The organism is Deltaproteobacteria bacterium (assembly GCA_016208165.1).
In the GTDB taxonomy this organism is placed as follows: Bacteria; Desulfobacterota; Desulfarculia; order JACQYL01; family JACQYL01; genus JACQYL01.
Genome location: JACQYL010000140.1, coordinates 1 through 20,188 on the forward strand (window position 1 = coordinate 1; position 20,188 = coordinate 20,188).

General features: G+C 55.1%; 20 protein-coding genes. 11 read left to right on the top strand and 9 right to left on the bottom strand.

Annotated elements, in window-relative coordinates; all coding sequences use genetic code 11:
- The 9 genes from HY788_24245 to HY788_24285 all read left to right on the top strand — a co-directional run.
- Positions 1-327, top strand: a 327-nt coding sequence (locus HY788_24245; protein MBI4777256.1) for a carbon monoxide dehydrogenase, incomplete at its 5' end; no start/stop codon positions are given.
- 37 nt (positions 328-364) lie between these two features.
- Complete coding sequence (gene cdhC / locus HY788_24250) at positions 365-2,578, top strand: CO dehydrogenase/CO-methylating acetyl-CoA synthase complex subunit beta (GenBank protein MBI4777257.1); 2,214 nt, start codon at positions 365-367, stop codon at positions 2,576-2,578.
- Between the two features lie 72 nt (positions 2,579-2,650).
- Positions 2,651-4,000, top strand: a complete 1,350-nt coding sequence (locus tag HY788_24255; GenBank protein MBI4777258.1) for an acetyl-CoA decarbonylase/synthase complex subunit gamma — start codon at positions 2,651-2,653, stop codon at positions 3,998-4,000.
- 16 nt (positions 4,001-4,016) lie between these two features.
- Positions 4,017-4,898 carry a dihydropteroate synthase gene (locus HY788_24260; GenBank protein ID MBI4777259.1) on the top strand — a complete coding sequence of 294 codons (882 nt, stop codon included), beginning with the start codon at positions 4,017-4,019 and terminating at the stop codon, positions 4,896-4,898.
- Positions 4,899-4,979: 81 nt separating this feature from the next.
- On the top strand, positions 4,980-5,723 hold the full coding sequence (locus HY788_24265) for a ribonuclease H-like domain-containing protein (GenBank protein MBI4777260.1): 744 nt from the start codon (positions 4,980-4,982) through the stop codon (positions 5,721-5,723).
- Positions 5,724-5,938: 215 nt separating this feature from the next.
- The gene (locus HY788_24270; GenBank protein MBI4777261.1) at positions 5,939-6,388 is read left to right on the top strand and encodes a transcriptional repressor; all 450 of its coding nucleotides are present in this window, start codon (positions 5,939-5,941) and stop codon (positions 6,386-6,388) included.
- 103 nt (positions 6,389-6,491) lie between these two features.
- Positions 6,492-6,986: a rubrerythrin family protein gene (locus HY788_24275; GenBank protein ID MBI4777262.1), complete on the top strand. Its 495-nt coding sequence runs from the start codon at positions 6,492-6,494 to the stop codon at positions 6,984-6,986.
- 498 nt (positions 6,987-7,484) lie between these two features.
- A complete protein-coding gene (locus HY788_24280; protein ID MBI4777263.1) occupies positions 7,485-8,084 on the top strand; it encodes a flavodoxin family protein in 600 nt (199 codons plus the stop codon).
- A 188-nt stretch (positions 8,085-8,272) separates the two neighbouring features.
- Positions 8,273-8,773, top strand: a complete 501-nt coding sequence (locus HY788_24285) for a rubrerythrin family protein (GenBank protein MBI4777264.1) — start codon at positions 8,273-8,275, stop codon at positions 8,771-8,773.
- A 61-nt stretch (positions 8,774-8,834) separates the two neighbouring features.
- Here HY788_24285 and HY788_24290 read toward each other — a convergent pair whose 3' ends face one another.
- The 4 genes from HY788_24290 to HY788_24305 form a co-directional block, all read right to left on the bottom strand.
- Positions 8,835-9,932, bottom strand: coding sequence for an XdhC family protein (locus HY788_24290; protein MBI4777265.1), 1,098 nt, complete (start codon positions 9,930-9,932; stop codon positions 8,835-8,837).
- A 65-nt stretch (positions 9,933-9,997) separates the two neighbouring features.
- On the bottom strand, positions 9,998-10,978 hold the full coding sequence (locus HY788_24295) for a D-glycerate dehydrogenase (protein ID MBI4777266.1): 981 nt from the start codon (positions 10,976-10,978) through the stop codon (positions 9,998-10,000).
- A 753-nt stretch (positions 10,979-11,731) separates the two neighbouring features.
- A complete protein-coding gene (locus HY788_24300; protein MBI4777267.1) occupies positions 11,732-11,923 on the bottom strand; it encodes a type II toxin-antitoxin system HicB family antitoxin in 192 nt (63 codons plus the stop codon).
- A gap of 186 nt (positions 11,924-12,109) precedes the next feature.
- Positions 12,110-12,397 carry a LysE family transporter gene (locus HY788_24305; GenBank protein MBI4777268.1) on the bottom strand — a complete coding sequence of 96 codons (288 nt, stop codon included), beginning with the start codon at positions 12,395-12,397 and terminating at the stop codon, positions 12,110-12,112.
- A 110-nt stretch (positions 12,398-12,507) separates the two neighbouring features.
- On the opposite strand from HY788_24305, the gene HY788_24310 reads away from it, so the two are divergent.
- Together HY788_24310 and HY788_24315 are read left to right on the top strand one after the other, a co-directional pair.
- Positions 12,508-13,701, top strand: a complete 1,194-nt coding sequence (locus HY788_24310; GenBank protein ID MBI4777269.1) for an aminopeptidase P family protein — start codon at positions 12,508-12,510, stop codon at positions 13,699-13,701.
- A gap of 81 nt (positions 13,702-13,782) precedes the next feature.
- Positions 13,783-14,280 carry a hypothetical protein gene (locus HY788_24315; protein MBI4777270.1) on the top strand — a complete coding sequence of 166 codons (498 nt, stop codon included), beginning with the start codon at positions 13,783-13,785 and terminating at the stop codon, positions 14,278-14,280.
- Positions 14,281-14,711: 431 nt separating this feature from the next.
- Here the strand turns inward: HY788_24315 and HY788_24320 are convergent, their stop codons facing one another.
- The 5 genes from HY788_24320 to HY788_24340 all read right to left on the bottom strand — a co-directional run bounded on the left by HY788_24320 (position 14,712) and on the right by HY788_24340 (position 20,188).
- On the bottom strand, positions 14,712-15,593 hold the full coding sequence (locus HY788_24320; GenBank protein MBI4777271.1) for a branched-chain amino acid ABC transporter permease: 882 nt from the start codon (positions 15,591-15,593) through the stop codon (positions 14,712-14,714).
- 24 nt (positions 15,594-15,617) lie between these two features.
- On the bottom strand, positions 15,618-16,598 hold the full coding sequence (locus HY788_24325; protein ID MBI4777272.1) for a branched-chain amino acid ABC transporter permease: 981 nt from the start codon (positions 16,596-16,598) through the stop codon (positions 15,618-15,620).
- 6 nt (positions 16,599-16,604) lie between these two features.
- Positions 16,605-18,437, bottom strand: a complete 1,833-nt coding sequence (locus HY788_24330; GenBank protein MBI4777273.1) for an AMP-binding protein — start codon at positions 18,435-18,437, stop codon at positions 16,605-16,607.
- Positions 18,404-19,234 (bottom strand): ABC transporter ATP-binding protein, encoded by an 831-nt coding sequence (locus tag HY788_24335; protein MBI4777274.1) that lies wholly within the window; start codon positions 19,232-19,234, stop codon positions 18,404-18,406. The genes HY788_24330 and HY788_24335 overlap by 34 nt, the downstream gene beginning before the upstream one ends.
- A 201-nt stretch (positions 19,235-19,435) precedes the next feature.
- Entirely contained in the window at positions 19,436-20,188 is a 753-nt protein-coding gene (locus tag HY788_24340) for an ABC transporter ATP-binding protein (protein ID MBI4777275.1), read from the bottom strand.

Genomic DNA, 20,188 nt, shown 5'->3' on the forward strand with positions numbered 1-20,188 from the left:
ATCAGCGACCTGCCGGCGGCCGGTTCCGCTCCGGAATGGATGAGCGAGAAAGCCATCAGCATCGGGCAGTACTTTGTGGCGTCCGGCGTGTACACGGTGTTCGGCGTGAGCTTGCCGGTGAGCGGAGCGCCCAGGTTCCAAAACTACCTGTTCCACGACCTGGAGAAGCTGTACGGGGGCATGTGGGACCTGGTGGAAGATCCCTACGAACACGCACGAAAGATGATCGACCATATCGACAAGAAACGTCGGGCCCTCGGCATCGACAAGAAGCGCGAACGCGTACTCATGGATATGGCCGACCGGCAAAAACTGGAAGCCGCGTAATTGAAGTTAGGAAAACTTTGAAATAAGGAGAACCTATATGTCGAGATTAGTAGCCTTTGCCGTAATTCAGGGCGCTTATAATATTGTTTCGAAAGGCGAAGCAAAACTCAAACGGGCGATAGAAGAATACGGCCCGGATCAGAAGTTGGAATTTCCCAACACGGCGTATTACTTGCCGATTATTTATTCCCTGCTGGGTATCCCGGTCAAAACCCTTGGGGAAGCCCTGGAACCCATGAAAGTGGCTCGGAAGCTGTTACCGGCCCACATGAAAGGCGTCAACCATCTGCCGTATCTGGGGCCTCTATTGGATGCAGGAATGGCCTCCTTGTTTGCCGAAGAAGTTGTGGAGGCCATTCGGTACGTCGAAGATCCGGATTTCTATCTGGTGAGCGAAGACATTGACGAAGAAAGTGGAAAAATCTGGCTGGGCGCCGCGGAAGATACGGTCTTCCGCAAACGCGGCGTGGAATTCGTGGACGGCACGGCTCCGGGTTTTGCCGCTATCGTGGGAGCCGCTCCGGATCCGGAGACCGCCAAGAAGATAGCGGAAGAATATCAGCTTAAGAACCTGTACGTATTCATGTGCGCCAACCAGAACGGCACGACGTTCAGCCAACAGTTGCTGGAGGCCGGCGTGCAAATCGGTTGGAACACAAGACTCGTACCTTTCGGACCCGATATCTCCGCCGCCGTGTTCGCGCTGGGTTTCGCCAACCGCGCCGCTATGGCTTTTGGTGGCATAAAGCCCGGTGATTACAAGCGGGTTCTGCTCTACAACAAAGATCGAATCTTTGCATTCGTGAACGCTTTGGGCGAAGTGAACGCAGAATGGGCCGCCAACGCGGCGGGTTGCGTCAACTGGGGATTCCCCACCCTGGCGGATAGTGATATTCCCGAAATCCTTCCGACGGGCGTGTGTACCTACGAGCATGTGGTTGCCAACGTGGGACACGATGAAATGCCGCAGCGGTCCATCGAGGTGCGCGGGCTCAAGGTCACGATAGCTAAAGTGGACGTGCCCGTTTCGTACGGGCCGGCTTTCGAGGGTGAGCGGGTGCGCAAAGAGGATCTGTTCCTCGAAATGGGCGGCGGTAAGACCCAGGCCACGGAACTTTGCAAAATGGCTGAAATGGACGAAATCGAAGACGGAAAGGTTACCGTTATTGGCCCGAACGTAAAGGACATCAAGAAGGGCGACAGGCTGCCCCTGGGGATTTACGTACAGGTGGCCGGGCGCGAGATGCAGGAGGACTTCGAGCCCATCCTGGAGCGGCAGATCCATCATTTGATCAATTACGCCCAGGGCGTCATGCATATTGGACAGCGTGACATCGCCTGGATCCGAATGGGTGAAGCCGCGGTGGACAAGGGTTTCACCCTCGAACATATTGGAGTGATTCTCCACGCCAAACTTCATCAGGACTTCGGCAAGATCTTGGACAAGGTTCAAGTTACGTTGTACACGAACAAAGAAGACGTAGACAAGCTGACCGCACGGGCGCGCAAGGAATACAAACATCGGGATGAGCGCGTCGAGAAGATGACCGACGAGAGTGTCGAGACCTACTACTCCTGTACGCTCTGCCAGTCTTTTGCTCCGAACCATGTGTGCACCGTAAGCCCGGAAAGAACAGGGCTCTGCGGCGCGTATAACTGGATGGACTGCAAAGCCTCTTTCGAAATCAATCCCACGGGTCCGAACCAGCCTATTGAAAAGGGCGAATGCCTGAATCCCAAACTGGGTCAGTGGAAAGGCGTCAACGAGTTCGTATACAAGGCAAGCCGTCAGGCCGTGACCCATTACAACTTCTATAGCCTTGTGCAAGATCCCATGACCACCTGTGGTTGTTGCGAGGCCATCGCGGCGGTCCTTCCCATGTGTAACGGCATCATGACGGTACACCGCGAATATACGGGTATGACCCCCTGTGGAATGAAGTTCACCACTCTGGCCGGCGTGATGGGGGGCGGCGCCTCGAGCCCCGGTTTCGTCGGACATAGCAAGTTCAACATCACCCAAAGAAAGTTCATTGCCGGCGATGGCGGACTCCTGCGTATGGTCTGGATGCCCAAATCGCTGAAAGAAGAGATCCGCGAACGGCTCATCAAACGCGGAGAAGAATTGGGTTATCCGAACCTCGTTGACATGATTGCCGACGAAACGGTGGGCGTCACCGAGGACGAAATCTATCCCTTCCTGGAAAAGGTGGGACATCCCGCTGTTAAAATGGAACCGATCGTCGGCTAACGTGTAACAGAACCACAGTCCGGAGCGCTCCTCTGTAAATAGAGGGGCGCTCAGAGGATGAAGGAGAAGAATATGGGACTAACAGGAATTCAAATCTTCAAACTGCTTCCCAAAACGAACTGCAAAGAGTGCGGGGTCCCTACGTGCCTGGCATTTGCAATGAATCTGGCCTCCGGAAAAGCAGACCTGGACAGCTGCCCCTATGTGTCCGATGAAGCGAGAGAACAGCTGGCGGAAGCTTCCGCTCCCCCGATACGCCCGGTGAAGATCGGCTACGGTGCGAGGAAAGTCGGCATCGGCGGAGAGACGGTGCTGTTCAGGCACGAAAAGACCTTCTACGGACCGCCAGGTTTTGCAGCGGTTCTAACTACGGATATGGGCGACGACGTAATCGACGCCAAACTCCGTAAATGGCATACGTTCAACTACGAGCGCGTGGGTTTAATGCTCCGGCCTGAACTGGTCGCCATCAAGGATGTCGACGGCAACGCGGAACGCTTCGCCCAGGTAACGAAAAAGGTGTATGACGCTTCGGATTTCGGCTGCATCCTCATGAGCGACAGCCCGAACGTACTCAAAGCCGGTGTGTCGGTTTCCAATGGAAAGAATCCTCTCATTTACGCAGCTACCGCCGGCACCATCGACGCGCTGATCGAGTTGGCCAAGGAAGGCAAGTGTCCTCTGGCCCTGAAGGCCGACAGTGTCGAAGCCCTCATGCCCCTGTCCCAAAAGGCGGTGTCCGCCGGATTGAAAGAGCTGGTCCTGGATACCGGCGCCCGCTCCATCAAGCAGCTTTTTGAAGATCAGGTATGCATCCGGAGAGCCGCCTTGTTGAAGCAGAATCGAGACCTGGGTTTTCCAACGATTACCTTTCCGTGCGAAATGGCCCCGGATCTTGATGGGGAGACGTTGATCGCGTCCATGCTGGTAGCCAAATATGGCGGCGTGATGGTCTTATCGGACATCGAGGGGGAGAACATCTTCCCTCTGCTCCTCGAACGGCTGAATATCTACACCGATCCACAGCGACCCATGACAGTGACGCCGGGTATCTATGAAATCAACAACCCGGGTCCCGACTCCCCGGTCATGGTGACCACCAATTTCTCCTTGACATACTTTATTGTTTCCGGCGAGATTGAAAGCAGCAGGGTACCCTCCTACTTGGTAATTGTTGACTCTGAAGGCCTTTCCGTCATGACGGCGTGGGCCGCAGGAAAGTTTTCGGGTGACTATGTAGGCGGATTCATTAAAAAAAGTGGCATTGCAGAGAAAACAACCCACAAGAATGTCATCATTCCTGGATATGCCGCGTCCATAAGTGGTGATATGGAAGAAGAGTTGCCGGGCTGGAAAGTAAAGGTCGGGCCCAGAGAAGCAGCGCATTTGCCCAAATATCTGAAAGAATGGAAGCCCGAATAGGGGAGGAGGTAGGGCCATGAAGATGATCGGCGAAAATCTGAACGTCATGAGCAAGGTGATCGGCACTGCCTTCAAAGAGCGCAATCCCGGTCCCATCCAGGAGATGGCCCTCGCCCAGAAGAAGGCGGGAGACGACTGGATTGACATTAATTTGGGGCCTGCTCGGAAAAAAGGCGACGAGCTGATGGCATGGGTAGTCGAAACCGTGCAGGCCGTCGTTCCGGATGTGCCGCTGGCTCTTGATACATCCAACATCGAGGCCATGGAGGCCGGCCTCCAGGTCCACAAGGGAACGGCCCTGATGAACTCCATTATGTGCCGGCCCGAGCGCTACGAAAAAATGATCCCCCTTGCGGCCAAGTATAACGCCGACGTGGTCGCTCTAATGTGGGGTCCCGAAGGACTGCCGCGAGATGAAAACGAGCGGGCGGCTTTGGCCGTAGAGCTGATCTACGCCATGAACGAGGCCGGGATTGCGAACGAGAAGATATATGTAGATGGCATCGTGACTCCGGTGAACATCCAGCAACAGCAATCCATGAGCCTGCTCGCCTTCATGGAAATGCTGGAAGATATCGCTCCCGGTGCAAGGTCCACGTGCGGGCTTTCCAACGTGTCTAATGGACCTCCTGATCATTTGCGACCCATACTCAATCAAACGTACATGATCATGCTTGAGCGCAAAGGCATGTATTCATGCATAGTGGACTCGTTTGACGAAAGACTCCATCAGATTGCATGGGGTAAGCGACCGGACCTGGTGGAAGTTGTTCATAAGGTCATGGATGGAGCGGAGTTGAATCCTTCCGGTCTCGGCAAGGAACAACTGGATTTCTACAAAACGGCGCGGGTGATCCTCGGCCACACCCTGTATTCGGACTCCTGGCTGGAACTCTGAGACCGTAACGTACCTGCGACGAAGGTGGTGAGGCCGCGGAAATATAGGGGCCTCACCTTTTTTTGACCGGTGACATTCACAATGTCGATGCTGGAACGCACGTTTATTCACTTGCCCGGCGTGGGACCGAACAGAGAGCGGCGATTCTGGGCCTCGGGCATCGTCACTTGGTACGATTTTTTGGAAAAGGGCGAAAAACGACTCTCCTCTTCCCTATACCGGAGGCTCGCGCCCCTCGTAGAGCGTTCGATCGAGAAACGAGACCACCCCTCCTATTTTTCGTCGCTGATCGAACCGGCGGAACGATGGCGGCTGTACAGCGCCTTTCCGGACAAGGCCTTCCTGGATATTGAGACGTACGGATGTAACGGAGCAGACGAAGTCACTGTCGTAGGCATTTTTGACGGTGTTCGGTATCAACCCTTTGTACAGGGCGCGAATCTCGAGCGTTTTCAGGACACGCTCAAAAGAACGGACGTGGTAGTGACGTTCAACGGCGCCCGTTTCGATCTTCCTTTTCTCGAGAATAGTTTCCCGGGGTTTCGATTGGAAGCCGCCCACATTGACCTCATGCATGCGTGCAGGAAACTGGGTCTCCGAGGGGGGTTGAAAAAGATCGAACGGTATTTTGGGATCGAACGGCCCGCATCCGTTGCCGGTATGGATGGCTACGGGGCTGTTCGGCTCTGGAGGGCATATCTGGACGGGGACGCCAGGGCTTTGGAGCTGCTCATTCTTTACAATCAGGAAGATACGGTAAATTTGAAGCGTATTATGGATCGAACGGAACATCTGTTGACCGCCGAATTGCCCATCCCACCTTGATGAATGCATTGAAATCTTCTCCTTGGAAAACCGGCCCCGAGAGTGGCGCCTGGGTTTATGACCCCTTCGCACTCGATCGAGGATGTTGTGGATATCTTCGTAGCGGTGACGAACGACCAGGAAAAAATCTCTTGACACCGTAGCCGCAATTCGTTATCATTCTTAATTAGGATTAACTATTAAAACGACTCGGATAGAATGTGGTAAACGAACAGATGCCTGTCGATGCAACGCTTAAAACGCTTGAGAAAGCGTTTAAGAATTTTGGTTTGAGAATGACTCACCAACGGCTGGAAATATACCGCGAGTTGGCCTGCGCCAAAGATCACCCCTCTGCCGAAGCCATTTTCAGACGCGTACAAAGTCGGGTCCCAACGATATCCCTGGACACGGTTTACCGTACCCTCGCGACCTTTGAAGATTCAGGACTGATCGCCCGGGTGCAGGTTTCCGACGATCACGGCCGGTTCGACGGCGACCGGTCCCCGCATCATCATTTCATCTGCATCCGGTGCAAAAGTATCGTAGACTTCGGATGGGAGTCGTTCGACGGAGCTGAATTGCCGGAAAGCGCGGAGACTTGGGGCCGTGTGACCGATAAGAATGTCGTGGTGAGAGGTATCTGTAATTCGTGTCTCAATCAGGGAAGGCGACCCAAAAGCTGACGGATAGCGGTCGCCGTCCTACTCTTTTTTTTATTAGTAGATAGTAATTATTCCGATGTAATAAACAAAGCGTATTAAGCAACTCAACACAAGGAGGACATGGATGAGCAAGTCACAGGAAGATCTGCGTCAAGCGTTTGCAGGGGAATCTCAGGCCAACCGGAAGTACCTGGCTTTTGCGAAAGCCGCCGAGAAGGAAGGCTATTCACAGGTCGCTAAACTTTTCAGGGCTGCAGCGGAAGCGGAAACCGTCCACGCGCACAATCATCTGAGCGCATTGAAAGGGATAGGCCAGACGGAGCAGAATCTCAAAGAAGCCATTGCCGGTGAAACCCACGAGTTCAAGAACATGTATCCCGCCATGATCAAGGACGCGGAGGCGGAAGGGGACAAGACGGCCCTCCGGACAATGACCTACGCCAACGAAGTGGAAAAAGTTCACGCAGCTCTGTATCAGAAGGCGCTGGAGAAAATGGGAAATCTCGAGAAGGCGGATTACTACGTCTGTTCGGTGTGCGGCTACACCTGTGAAAACGAACCGCCGGATAAGTGCCCTGTCTGCAATGCCAACGCCAAGGCGTTTAATAAAATCAGTTAGAGCCAAGACAGGTATCGATGGGCTGAACATCGCGCTCGGAGCTGCACTCGGCATTCATCGCTGATGACCTGGGGCGGACCTGAGCGCTTTAACATATCTATAAGCCGCGCCCCATACGGTCAGGAAGGATCATATTTTTCAAGGACAGAGTCAAGAGCGGTTCGGAGACTCCCGGGAAGCCCCGCTTCATGGGGTTTCCCGAGACTTCGTTTCCAATCGCAACCATGCCGGGAGATGTACTCGTCAATCACTCGCCGAAAGATCGACCATACAAAGAGTCCACGCAGAAGTACCAGGGTCTTCCACTATGGACGGACAGAGGGCCGGTGCGGTGAGCCCTTTTTTCCGCCCGCGCGGCGTTGCATTGGAATCGTGACGCTCGAAGGCAGGAGTACTGATGCGAAAACAGCGTACAAGCGAGGCGTTTATGCATTGAAAGAAAGTCCCTCCTTACGATATGTTTTCAACAATTCATGACCCTAACGATAGGAAACTGCAATGAGCGCAGTAAAGGTTCTGGCTGTATACGGAAGTCCGCGTCGAAACGGGAATACCGCTTCCGTGCTGAGACAGGCTGTGGCAGGAGCCCGGGAAGGAGGCGCCGCCGTGGAAGAATGGGTGTTGCGCGACCTGAAAATGTCACCCTGCCTCGAGATTTACGGCTGCAAAGAAGATGGACGGTGCGTCATCCAGGACGACTTCCAAAAAATCTACGACGGAATTCTGGCCTGTGATGCGCTGATGTTGGCCTCGCCCATGTTCTTTTACACGGTCAGCGCCCACACGAAAATATTGATGGACCGGTGCCAGTCCTTGTGGGTGAAAAAGTACTGGATCGAGAAAGCAGCCTTCGGCCTGAGAGAACCTACTCGCAAGGGACTTTTCATTTCCGTGGGCGCCACCAAGGGCAAGAAGCTCTTTGAAGGCGTCATGCACACCGTGAAATATTTCTTTGACGTCCTTGACATGGAATTGTGGAAAGCCTTGCTCTACCGTGGCCTTGACTTCGAAGGCGACATCGGGAAACATCCCGACTATCTGGAAGAGGCGCGTCAAGCGGGTCTTGAACTGGGTCGGACCGTCGGCCATACGAAATAGGAGCAAGCAACGAACAGGTTCTAAGGACTTCGCTCGCATAGCCTTTGGCTGTGAAATCTTGCCCGGAAAGCCGCAGGGGAGTCCGGAGCAATCGCTTGGAAGTTTCCGTTCGTAGAGCAAACCCACGTCTGTTCTAATAGCTAAACGCGATAACGCTTTAGATCGAGTCGGAGAGGAGTGCGACCGATATGTCAAAAAAGACCGAGCAAAACCTCGCCCATGCCTTCGCCGGGGAGTCCAAAGCGGCTGTTCGCAACAATGCGTTCGCCCAAAAAGCGGAACAAGAGGGTTATAGCCAAATCGCCAGGCTGTTTCGAGCGGTGTCCGATGCCGAATCGGTACACGCCAGGCGATATCTCAATCTGATGAGAGGGAAGATCGGCAATACGGAGGAGAATCTCGAGACGGCGTTTCAAAACGAAATCCGGGCCAATGTGAACGAATATGGGGTTCTGATTAAAGATGCTTCAGACGAAGGACAGAAGGTGGCCCTTACCGCCTTCACCCAGTCCAGAGACGTGGAAGCCGGCCACGCCGAACTCTACAAACGCGCCATGAACGACATGTTGATGGACCGAGAAGAGGACTACTATGTGTGTCAGGTGTGCGGCTATATCAGCGAGGGCGCCGCTCCGGAAAAGTGTCCAATTTGCGGAGCGGTCGAGGTAAAGTTCAAATTGATCCCTTAAAGGGTAATCACGGAACTTGAATAACACCGGGGCGGACTACCCCAAGTGAACGAAATGGGCCCTAGTTCGAAGCGTTAAGAGAGAGAGGCGTGGTTTTACGGGCCCTGACCGCAATCAGCTCGGCCACAATGCTCACGGCGATTTCCTCGGGCGTTTCCGCTCCAATATCGAGTCCGATGGGGGCGTGCACGCTCGAAAGCTGTTCGGGACTGAATCCCTCTTCCTCCAAAGCCCGGTATATCAGAGATCGTTTTCGTCTGGACCCGATCATGCCGACGTAGGCTGTCTCCTTCCTTAAAGCCTGAGCCAGAACCTCCTTATCGTAAAGGTGACCGCGCGTCACAATGACCACGTAGGCGTCAGGCCCGAGTTCGGACTCGTCCAGCACCCCGTTGTAGTCGCGGGTCCATATTCCGTCCGCCTCGGGAAATCGATCCGGATTGGCGTATTCCCGGCGATCGTCCATAACCACCAGCTTGAAGCCGACCATTTTGATGAGCCGGGCCAGATGCAGGGAGATATGTCCGCCACCGAACAGGTATACCACCGGCTGACTGATTATGGGTTCAATGAAGCAGTCCACCATGCTTCCGTCCGGTGAGGTTACTGACCGTAAAAGGAGACCGCTCTGTTCGAAACACCGATCGAAATCGCGCAGAAGTTCATCGGCGAACCCCGGTAACGAGTGAATCGCACCCAGAGGCTCTTTTCCCTCCACCAGAAGAATCCTGCGTTCTTCGAGCTCGCACACGGGTCCTGAAAAGACGGGAGTGACCATCAGGGCTCGTCCTCCTCGAGCCCCCACCTTCACCGCCGCACCGAACAGTTCACGGGCATCGGAATCTTGCGCGTACACCGGCTCGACAAAGACATCCACATCGCCTCCACAGAGCATGTCGGTTTCGGCGACGTCGGTACCCCGGAGTCGAAAAAGCTCCAGGGACGATTCTCCCGAAGTAAGAGACTGCCGGCATTTCCGTATAACGTCCGCCTCGAGACGGCCTCCCCCGATCGTTCCATGAAAGGACCCGTCTTTTCGCACGAAAAAGCGTGTACCCAACGAGCGGGGAGCGGAACCGACCTGTCTGATTATGGTAGCCAGGCAAAGGTCGTGACCCATTTCGAGTTCTTTGAATAAATCTGTATAGAAGGGGTTCATGCCTCTCACCGAATCAGATAATGATGCTCAATACAGCGCAATACCCGGTAGAAGTCAAGCAACCTTCAGTCAAAGATTTCTGGATTGAGGCAATTGGGCGGCCTGGTTCCGTGGACGAGAAGCGCGATCAGGTTCTCTGCGGCCACCAGTCCCATTTTGGTTCTGGTCTCGATGGAAGCGCTGCCGATATGCGGAAGAATGACGACATTCTCCATTTGAGTGAGTCCCGGTTCAATCCTGGGTTCGTTTTCGAACACATCCAGGCCGGCGCCGGCGATGAGTCCTTTTTGCAGCGCCTTGACCAGGGCCTTTTCATCAATCAGTTCGCCTCTGGCGGTGTTGATCAGGAAAGCCGTCCGCTTCATGGCGGCCAGTTCGTCTGCGCCGATGAAATGATGCGTGTCCTTGTTGAAGGGCATATGGATGGAGATGAAATCGGATTGCTCTAACAACCTCTCTTTGGACACATACTCTGCGCCTACCCGCCTTTCCATTTCGGGGTCCGCGCGATGGGTATTGTGGTACAGGATTCGCATATCAAAGCCTCCGGCCCTCTTGGCCAATGCATACCCAATGCGGCCCAGGCCGAAAATCCCCAGGGTCTTATGATGGACATCGACTCCGAGTAGCAGTTCCGGAGCCCAGGAAGTATATTTACCCGCTCGAGCGTAAGCGTCGGAAACCACGATCCTGCGGGTTACGGCCAGTAACAGAGCCATGGCCAGGTCGGCCGTGGTGTCGGTGAGAACGCCGGGTGTGTTGGTCACGGCGATTTTTCGGCTCGTTGCAGCGCCGACATCGATATTGTTGTACCCGACGGCGTAATTAGCCACAATCTTCAACCGGGGACCGGCGGCGTCCAGCACTTCTCCGTCTATCCGGTCCGTCAGTAGTGGAAGCAGGCCGTCTTTCCCTCTCACCCTGTCCAGAAGCTCCCCCCTCGTGAGGACGCGGTCATATGAATTACTTTCCAGATCGAATTGTTCCTCCAGGACGTTCATGGCTCCTCGAGGCAATCGGCGAGTGACAAACACTCCGGGCTTCATAGGTATATCCTTTCGAAATTCCATTTGATGATGGCCGTTCGCAGTACCTGCTCCGCGCTCATTCCATGTGCATCGGTTGGCCCCAATTCCCGGCCTCGGCAAAGATCTTGATGAACCAATTCCCCTAAGGTAGTCTCTTGATCAGGAATCCGGCTGATGCTGTCCAGTTCTTTGGTTTGAGGATGATCGATCATCGGACCCCATCAGCAGCCGTTGTCTTTTGCTCTTTTCGCGCATTTCGCGGTGGTTCCTTTCTTCATTTTGATAGTTATATCGATTGCTTGGGAGCTTTCATTATACTATCGGAAGACAAGAAATCCCACTGCTAAATGCGCTTTTTTTATACCTTACATATAGTTGTTATCGTGGATGGATACTAATTAAGCTTTTCCGGATTCCGGATCTCACTCCGTTCGTCCGGAATGACGTCTCTCAGATTACGAACCACTCGCTTGCGGCGGAAGGATCGGAGTTAGGAATCGAGGTTGGGTTAAGGAGCGCAGCGAGCAAAACTCAACCTGTGCGCTCATCGATGTTTCAAGAAATCGCGCAAGGTCAGGCCAATGGCTTTCGCTATCTCAATCAAGAGAACAGGACAGATATCACGACTCTGAAGGTGTGGAACCGTTGCCCCTGGGCCGTCCAGGTGCCCGAACTGCTTGTGAGCTCCTCTTTGCCACACTTCTTAGAAACCGAGACGTTCAAAAATGGCGATCACCTCGGCCGGCTTGAGCACGGGGATATCGCCCATGACTAGCCCGCCGCCACGTTTTGAGTACCGACGAACTCGGCTTCCAGCTTCGGTTCGCCTTCCTCGAGAAACATCTCTATCACTTCTTTGAGGTTGGCGGCGAGTTCGTCCACGGTCTCACCGTGGGAATGCGCTCCCGGGAAGCCGGGCGCGTAACCGACATACAGACTCGTGTCAGGACATCGCTCTACCACGGCGGTGAAACTTCTCCTCCGGTTTCTCCTTCATGGCGCTTTTCAGGCGCACAACGAAATCAGTTGGACATCAGACGCGGATTGCATCCGATGTTCCGCGGTATACCAGAAATGCTCATAGACACAATCAGGACGCTTTGCACCGATCCCACCGCCAGGTTGTTTCACCCCTCTAACCTCTATGCTTCAGCTTCTTCGCATCGCAGCGGTCATCAGGCCTGCGCCGATGAGCACGCCGCCGCCCAGCCGATCCAAAGTGCGTTGGATGCCGGCGCCGGTCAGGCGTTCCCGTAAGCCGCCGGCGAGCAGGGCGTAAAGAGCCGCGTTTGTGACCGCCAGCACCACGAACGTGCCTCCGAGGACATCGAGTTGAGGCCGGAGCGGCTTTTCCGGCAGGATGAACTGAGGCAGGAAGGCCACGAAGAACACGATGCTTTTGGGGTTCAGGGCCGTAACCACGTAGGCGTGAACCAATCGAGCCGGGGACGCCTAGATACGTTCGGAAGAGATAATGATAAATTGACCGGCCGGTTCCATATGTGCAATATAAGTCATTACGATTTTTCCGAAAAAGGCCGTATCGGATGAACCATATTGAAAGAGTTTCGGCTTTGCAGGATGCGATCCGGGATCAGGGATGGGCGGGAGTTGTACTGTTCTATTCCAGAGACGTGTTTTACTACGCGGGTACGGGCCGTCCCTCGTATCTAGCCGTATTGCCGCACGACTACGCACTCTTTGCTCGCAGCGGCTTCGAATGTGGATTAGGGCACGGCTCCTTCCCTTCGGAAAGGACGTTCTCCGCGCGCAGCCTGACTGAAGTGTGCTCGATCATGTTTCCGGGCGACGGAAGAACGCAGACGGTGGGTAGCGAGCTGGATATCATGACGGTTCATCAGGCACGGAGTTTTCACAAGGCTTTGGGGCATCGGCGGCTAGTCGACGCCTCACCTCTGCTGATGCGACGGCGCATGGTCAAAGATCCGGAGGAGATTGCCTGCGTGGAAAAGGCGTGCGAAGCGGCTCACTGCGGCCACAAAGCAGCTCTCACACACCTGCGGCCCGGAGTTACGGAACTGGAGCTTTCAGCCGCCGTGGAAAACGCACAGCGGTTGGCCGGGCACGAAGGTATCTTTTTTTTCCGTCAGCCAGGCGTGTTCATGAGCCGGGGACCCATGGCTTCGGGTCCGAACATTTCCGAGGTCAGCGGGGTCATCTTCGCCATCACGGGCGTGGGGCTCAGCGCGGCCGTGCCGGCCGGACCGTCCTTACGATCCATTCAGCAGGGCGATCTGGTGCTGATCGACATACCACCTTGCGTACAAGGGTATCACGCAGATCAGACTCGAATGTACTGTGCGGGAGAGGCCACGGATCGAGCACAATCCCTTTACCAAAGACTCCGCGGAGTCGCCGATCATATGATAGAAAACCTGCGTCCCGGAATCACGGCCGGTGATGCGTATCTCATGGCCGTGGAGAAAGCGGCGGATCTTGGCATCGGGGAATCGTTCCTTCGCTTTCCTTCCGGTCAAAAAGCACACTTTGTGGGTCACGGGATAGGATTGGAAATCAGCGAACCGCCCCTGTTGTCAAGAAGCGACAAGACTATGCTGGAGCAGGGGATGGTGCTGGCCATCGAGATACACCTTATGGAGCGCGACGGCACCACGCTGAAACTGGAAGATACGGTCTGCATCGAAAAAAGCGGCTGCCGAGTGCTTACTAAGAGCCCAAGAGACATCTCGTGTGCTCGAGCAGATGAGAGCGTATCGTAGTCCGAATGAAGTTCCTGCCCGTGAATTATGCGGATTGATTCAACAGGTTCCTTTCACCCTTCCTGTACCCTGGAGGCGAATATGAAGTCTGTTGATCGAAACGAACTGAAAGAGATTCTTCACAAGAACTGGATGACGCATGACGCCATGTGGTTTCTCCACTGCCTGCAAGAATGCGGCATCGAAAAGACCAACAAGATAAATCGGGCCGCCGTGCAATGCATGTCCAAGATCGAGATCAAGAGGATGGCCAAGGCCCTGGGCGTGGAAAGGATCACAAATTTCGAGGAGTTCAGGGCGTTCTTTGACGGTGTGCAAGATATCGTAAAAGCCGATTTCATGGATTTCGGGTACGAATTTCCCGAGGATCATATTCTGCATATGGAAATGCGGCACTGCTTCGCCTATGACGGCATGAAGCGTATCGGCGCGATCGATACCTACGAGTGCGGGATTTTCGACCGGATTCAGGGCTGGTTCGAAGGTATGGGAATTTCCTACACCGTCACCCCGAAGGTTACCGGCTGCATGATGCACGAGCAGGGCCGTTGTTACAGGGATTACAGGTTCGAGTTATGATTCCGCACGTTTTGCATCACAAGGTTGCATGACCCCGCACTGCTGGTGGGGCCTCTTGTTGCTTCGCAACGCGGACAAACGAGTTGTCCGCGCCACCCGGAAATTCTCTTCATCGACACCCTGTATCGCTTCCGGATCCAAAAGTATTCCCTCTGTGCCCGGGTCTTCTGAAAGTCCGGATCCCTTTGAAGAAGAAAAGCCTTCCCGAACCGCGGGATGGCGTCGATTTATAGTTTTTCGCAGGGGGTCCGGGGGACGGCTTTTTGCAAAAAAGCAGCCCCCCGGGAAACAGAAAAATCTCTTTCGATAGGGCCAAATACGTCTGATGCTTGGTCGGAACGTCAGTCGCTCCGCTGAAAGCGGTGCGGCCACGCTCAAAAGGTTTGAAGGGAGTCTGAGGGAAACTTTTTAAAGTTGCCCTCAGTCGGCCACTATACCCGCTCCACGAATTCGGTTCCCAAAAGACCTTCCGGGCGGAACAGCAGCACCACGATGATGATGAGAAAGGCCAGGGTGTTTTTGAAGGCCACGGAGATGAATCCTCCGGCCAACGCCTCGGCCACGCCCAGGATAAGGCCTCCCACAATAGCTCCGGGAAGGCTGTTCAACCCGCCCAGAATCGCCGCGGCAAATCCTTTGAGAAAGGATTCCAGCATGAAGAACGGATCCAGCAGGAGGGCGGCGGCCAGGAAAAGGCCGGCGAGAACCCCCAGGAACGCCGCAAGTCCCCACGAAAGAGCCAATATCCGCCGGGTGGGAATGCCCAGTGTCTGGGCCGCCGGCAGGTTTTCAGACGTGGCGCGCATGGCGAGCCCGAGGCGGGTTTTTTGAATGAGCAGATAGAAGAGCAGGCTGCCGATGATACCCACTGCCAGGGTGCCGATACTCAACTGGCTCACGACCACACCGCCGAACTCATAGACTTTCGTGTCCGAAAGTGGAAAAGGAAAGGTTTGAGGTTCCGTGCTTCCGAATTTCAGAATCAGTCCCTGAAGGATCAGGCCGAAGCCCAGAGTAAGGATAATCTGGCCCAGGGGTGTGGCTTCCCGGCGCTGAGCTGGAACGAGAATGCAGAAATAGAACGCCATGGAGAGCAACGCTCCAAATCCGAGGGCAGCCAGAAAGGCCCACCACCAGGGCAGGTTTATACCCAGCAGCACAAAAGCCACAAACGTCCCTCCCGTGGTTACGTCGCCATGGGCGAAATTCAGCACCCGGTTGGAACGATAGATGAGCACGAGCCCCAAAGCCACCAAGGCGTAGAGGCTGCCCTGGGACATACCTGAAATCACATACTGAACAAAACGTTCCATACGGTTCCCCGTCCTTCCGGCGGCCTAACGGAAGGGCCAGTTGTTGAAATAGAGTCTCATTTTGGTGAAGCGCCCGGAAAGGCCTTGCGGCTCGAAAATCAGAATGATGACAATCGCAACGCCGAACATCACGGGCACGAATTCCTTGTACTCGCTGAAAAGCTGCGGAACCAGGATAACGAAGGCCGCACCCATGATCGAGCCCTCGATCGAAGCCAATCCTCCCACAATCACCGCCACGAGAAAGGTGACGGTTTCCATGAAGGTGAACATGTTGGCTTCCAGGTAGCCCAGAAACAGGGCGTACAGCCCTCCCTGCACACCCACGTAGAAGGAGCTGATGCCAAAGGCCAGGAGTTTGTACCGCGTGAGGTTCACTCCGAACACCTCGGCGGCGATATCGTTGTCCCGGATAGCGATGAACGCGCGCCCCATGTAAGACGAAACGATGTTATAGGACGCCAGGGTGAACAAGGAGGCGATGATCAGGTTGAAATAGAAATAGGTATTGATGGCGGACAGCCCGAACCAGGGCTCGAGTTTCGTGATGGCAAGCCCCATACGGCCGCCGGAAAGGGTGGGCGAGTTGACGAACACCTGGTACACGGCCACGCCGAATCCCAGGGTGGCGATGGCCAGATAAGGTCCCTTGAGACGAAGCGATGGAAATCCCACCAGTATGCCGAAGAGTCCCGCCACGACCCCGGCGCACACCAGGCTTACGGTCCAAGGCGCCCCCATGCGGGCCAGATGCCCGAAGGTAAAAGCGCCAATGGCCAAAAAACCGGCCTGTCCGAAAGAAATTTGTCCCGTATACCCGATCAGCAGGTTTTGCCCCTGAACGCCTATGGCGTAAATGGCGATCAAAGCGGCCACGTACACGAAGTGTTCGGGTATGTACAATGGAAGAAGGAAGATGGCCAGAACAAGGGCTGAAATCCACACCTTTTTCCAGGGCTTGCGCATCAATTTCAGTTCTTCGGAATAGCTTTCGATCAGGTCCATGGTGCGTTACCCTCGATACATGTCTTCGATCATTTCAGAATACCGTTTTTCCAGGGACCGCCTCTTGACCTTCTTGGTGGGAGTGACGTCTCCGTCTTCCTCGTAAAAACGTCTCGGCAGCAGAGCGAATCTCTTCACCGTTTCCACCCGAGCCAGGGTCTTGTTCACTTCACCCACCTCCCTTTCAATGAGCTTGCGGACCTCGCTGTTCTGCGTCAAATCGGCAAACGTAGTGAAGGGGATCCGGTTGTCCTGGGCGTACTTGGTCACATTGTCTTCGTCGATGAGGATAAGGGCGGTCAGGTACTTGCGCCCTTCGCCGATGATCACTGCGTCCTGGATGTAGGTGCTGAATTTCAGTTTGTTTTCGATGAATGCCGGAGTGATGTTCTTGCCGCCCCGGGTGATGATAATGTCTTTCTTGCGATCCATTATTTTGAGATAACCGTCCTCGAGGGCGCCCACATCTCCCGTGAGCAGCCACCCGTTACGAATCGTCTCCGCGGTGAGGTTCGGATCTTTGAAATAACCCTTGAACACGCCGGATCCTTTGACCAGGATCTCTCCGTCCTCCGCAATGGCCACTTCGGAATTGGGAATGGGCTCCCCCACGTATCCCCAGCGAGGCCGGTCCACTCGCTGCAACGCGATGACGCCCGTGGATTCGGTCTGGCCGTACCCTTCTCTCAAACGAACCCCCATGGCATTGTACCATTCGAACAGCTCGGGAGACGCCGGAGCCGCACCGCACACGGCGAACCGGATGCGATCGAACCCGAGCTGCCGTTTCAGGTGGTGGAGGACGCCCCAGTACAACGGCCAATACAGCAGGCTCCACCACATGCGTTCCCTGGATCCTTGCTTTGTACGGACCCAGCGCAGTCCCGTTCCTATGGCCAGGCGGTACAAGGCCTTTTTGAGATAGGTCGAGTCCGACATGCGAATTTCGACCATGGAGGCGAATTTTTCCCATATCCTGGGAACACTGGCGAAAACCGTGGGAGACACTTCGCGCAAATTGAGCGGCAAGGTATCCAGACTCTCCACAAAATTGACCGTTCCGCCGGTCCAGATCGCCTGAAATACGGAGATCAGGTTCTCGTAAATGTGGGCCAGCGGCAGGTAAGAAAGCATTTCGTCATTTTGGGAAAAGGGGAGGGCCTCCGTAAAAGCCTCCGTGGTGCTCAGGATATTCACGTGGGTGATCATGGCGCCTTTGGGCCGACCGGTGGTGCCGGAGGTGTATATGATCATCGCCGTGTCGTCCGGATCCGAGCTTTTCCTTCGCTCATCCACAGCCCCGGGGTTTTCTTCGAGGAACTCCCGTCCCCTGGCCATGAATGCGTCGTAGAATACAAGGAGGGGATGGGTAAATCCCCAAAGCCCTTTGGGGTCCCAGATCACCACCTGAGTAACCGCCAGGTCACCGACGATTCCCAGGACCTTGTCCACTTGCTCTTCGTTCTCGACGAACAGAATCTTCGACTCGGAGTGTCCCACCACGTAGGCGATTTCCTCCGGTGAGGAAGTGGGATAGATCCCGCAGGTGACGCCGCCCGCAGTCATGGCGGCCAGGTGGCAGATCAGCCATTCGGGCCGGTTGTCTCCGAGAATCGCCACACGGTCCCCCCGCTCGAGCCCGCACGACAGCAAAGCCCCCGCGGTCTCCAGTACTTTGCGACCGTAATCTTTCCACGAAATCCGGTTCCAGATGCCGTAATCTTTGTGGCGAAGGGCCACCCGATCTCCGAATCGTTCCACCTGTCTGAAGAAAAGATCGGGAAAGCGTTTTGGGCGATCCGTTGTCACCAGGTTCTCCTCTTTTTGTATAGACGCCATCCCTTGGGTGAAGCTTCCTCGCCCCCTAGGCCTAGATAGAGTTCCCGCACGTCCTCGTTTTCCTGCAGCTCGGCGGAACTTCCTTCCAGAACGATGCGTCCCCCTTCCATGATGTAGCCGTAATCCGCTATTCCCAAAGCCAGCTTGGCGTTCTGTTCGACGAGAAGTATGGTAGTGCCCGTGCGGCTGATCTCGAGAAGGGCGTCGTACACGGCACGGGCCACCATGGGCGCCAGTCCCAGAGAAGGCTCGTCCAGCATCAGGAGGTTGGGCCGGCGTAGCATGGCCCGGGCCACGGCCAGCATCTGCTGTTGCCCGCCGGACAAGGTCTCCGCCTGTTGGGCGCCCCTTTCCACGAGAATGGGAAACAGAGCGTACACAAAATCGAGGTCTTGTTGAACCTCTCGGCCCTTGCGACCCCAACAGCCCAGATCCAGATTCTCCTTGACCGTGAGCTCCCGGAAGAGTCCCCGGTCTTCGGGTACATATACGATTCCGAGAGAAGCTATGCGTTCCGGGGGGAGTCGATGGATGCGGCGACCGTTGAATTCTATGATCCCTTTTTTGGGCTGATCTTTGATCAGGCCCGCGATCGTCTTGAGTAGGGTTGTTTTGCCGGCGCCGTTGGGTCCCAGGACGGTGAAAATCTCCTTTTCCTTTACCGCGAGGGTGAGTCCGCGCAGGGCATAAATCCGATCGAAATACAATGTTTCGATGTTGGCGATGCGGAGAAGCGGAGGCCTGTCGGGCCGGACGGCCGCTTCCGGTTCCTTCTGAAACTCTGCGGATGGATCCAAGGTCACTCTCCTAAAGGGCGGGCTTGCCTGTGCACGGTTAAACAAAACGAAAGCCACTGATCCTCGATCACCACGGACAAGACTGATTTCGCGAGCTCAGCAAGGGTAGCCGGACATATTCGTCATGAATGATCGACAGCCGTAATATACTAGGGCCGGGGCGAGGGTAGTCTTTCCCCCTACAGCCTCTTCGTTGGGCTCTCATTCGTCACCAAGATACGCCCGGATCACTTCCGGGTTTCGCTGGACCTCGTCCGGAGATCCTTCGGCGATCTTTACTCCAAAATCAAAAGCCGTCATGCGATCGCACAATTGGGAGGCAATGCGCAGATCATGTTCCACCAGAAGGATGGCGGGCTTATAGCGGCCCCGGATCTCGTGGATGAGATAGGCGGTTTCCTGTTTTTCCTCCGCGGTCAGACCGGAGATAGGCTCGTCGAGCATCAGCAGTTTGGGCTCGAGGGCCAGGGCCCGGCCTACTTCGGCCCGCTTCTGAACCCCGTAGGGGCAGTCGGAGATACGAACCTTCCGGTAGGGCTGGAGATTCAGGAAATCGATCAGCTCCTCGACTCGTTCCCGGTGGCGCAGCTCTTCTGTACGAATCCGCAAAACGGCATGAAGCGGGTTCTTCTTGAAGGCGATATGCCGGCCCAGAAGCAGGTTATCCAGGACGGTCATGTGCATAAACAGGCGGAGGTTTTGGAAGGTGCGGGCAATGCCCTTTCGGGCCACGGCGTCGGGGGAGAGTCTCAAAAGAGACTCTCCCTGAAATAGAATGGATCCGCCGTTCGGCTTGTACACGCCGGAAATACAGTTAAAAAGAGTGGTTTTCCCGCTCCCATTGGGCCCGATGATCGCCAGAATCCTTTCCGGTTCGACCTCGATGTCCACACCCGAGAGAGCTTGAATCCCTCCAAAGCTGATTTCCAGCCCGGAGATGCTCAAAAACGCCAT

What these genes read in the sequence shown, in the direction of transcription:
- cdhC (MBI4777257.1), top strand. Translation starts at nt 365, where the DNA reads ATGTCGAGATTAGTAGCCTTTGCCGTAATTCAGGGCGCTTATAATATT.
- HY788_24255 (MBI4777258.1), top strand. Translation starts at nt 2,651, where the DNA reads ATGGGACTAACAGGAATTCAAATCTTCAAACTGCTTCCCAAAACGAAC.
- HY788_24260 (MBI4777259.1), top strand. Translation starts at nt 4,017, where the DNA reads ATGAAGATGATCGGCGAAAATCTGAACGTCATGAGCAAGGTGATCGGC.
- HY788_24265 (MBI4777260.1), top strand. Translation starts at nt 4,980, where the DNA reads ATGTCGATGCTGGAACGCACGTTTATTCACTTGCCCGGCGTGGGACCG.
- HY788_24270 (MBI4777261.1), top strand. Translation starts at nt 5,939, where the DNA reads ATGCCTGTCGATGCAACGCTTAAAACGCTTGAGAAAGCGTTTAAGAAT.
- HY788_24275 (MBI4777262.1), top strand. Translation starts at nt 6,492, where the DNA reads ATGAGCAAGTCACAGGAAGATCTGCGTCAAGCGTTTGCAGGGGAATCT.
- HY788_24280 (MBI4777263.1), top strand. Translation starts at nt 7,485, where the DNA reads ATGAGCGCAGTAAAGGTTCTGGCTGTATACGGAAGTCCGCGTCGAAAC.
- HY788_24285 (MBI4777264.1), top strand. Translation starts at nt 8,273, where the DNA reads ATGTCAAAAAAGACCGAGCAAAACCTCGCCCATGCCTTCGCCGGGGAG.
- HY788_24290 (MBI4777265.1), bottom strand. Translation starts at nt 9,932, where the DNA reads ATGAACCCCTTCTATACAGATTTATTCAAAGAACTCGAAATGGGTCAC.
- HY788_24295 (MBI4777266.1), bottom strand. Translation starts at nt 10,978, where the DNA reads ATGAAGCCCGGAGTGTTTGTCACTCGCCGATTGCCTCGAGGAGCCATG.
- HY788_24310 (MBI4777269.1), top strand. Translation starts at nt 12,508, where the DNA reads ATGAACCATATTGAAAGAGTTTCGGCTTTGCAGGATGCGATCCGGGAT.
- HY788_24315 (MBI4777270.1), top strand. Translation starts at nt 13,783, where the DNA reads ATGAAGTCTGTTGATCGAAACGAACTGAAAGAGATTCTTCACAAGAAC.
- HY788_24320 (MBI4777271.1), bottom strand. Translation starts at nt 15,593, where the DNA reads ATGGAACGTTTTGTTCAGTATGTGATTTCAGGTATGTCCCAGGGCAGC.
- HY788_24325 (MBI4777272.1), bottom strand. Translation starts at nt 16,598, where the DNA reads ATGGACCTGATCGAAAGCTATTCCGAAGAACTGAAATTGATGCGCAAG.
- HY788_24330 (MBI4777273.1), bottom strand. Translation starts at nt 18,437, where the DNA reads ATGGCGTCTATACAAAAAGAGGAGAACCTGGTGACAACGGATCGCCCA.
- HY788_24340 (MBI4777275.1), bottom strand. Translation starts at nt 20,188, where the DNA reads ATGGCGTTTTTGAGCATCTCCGGGCTGGAAATCAGCTTTGGAGGGATT.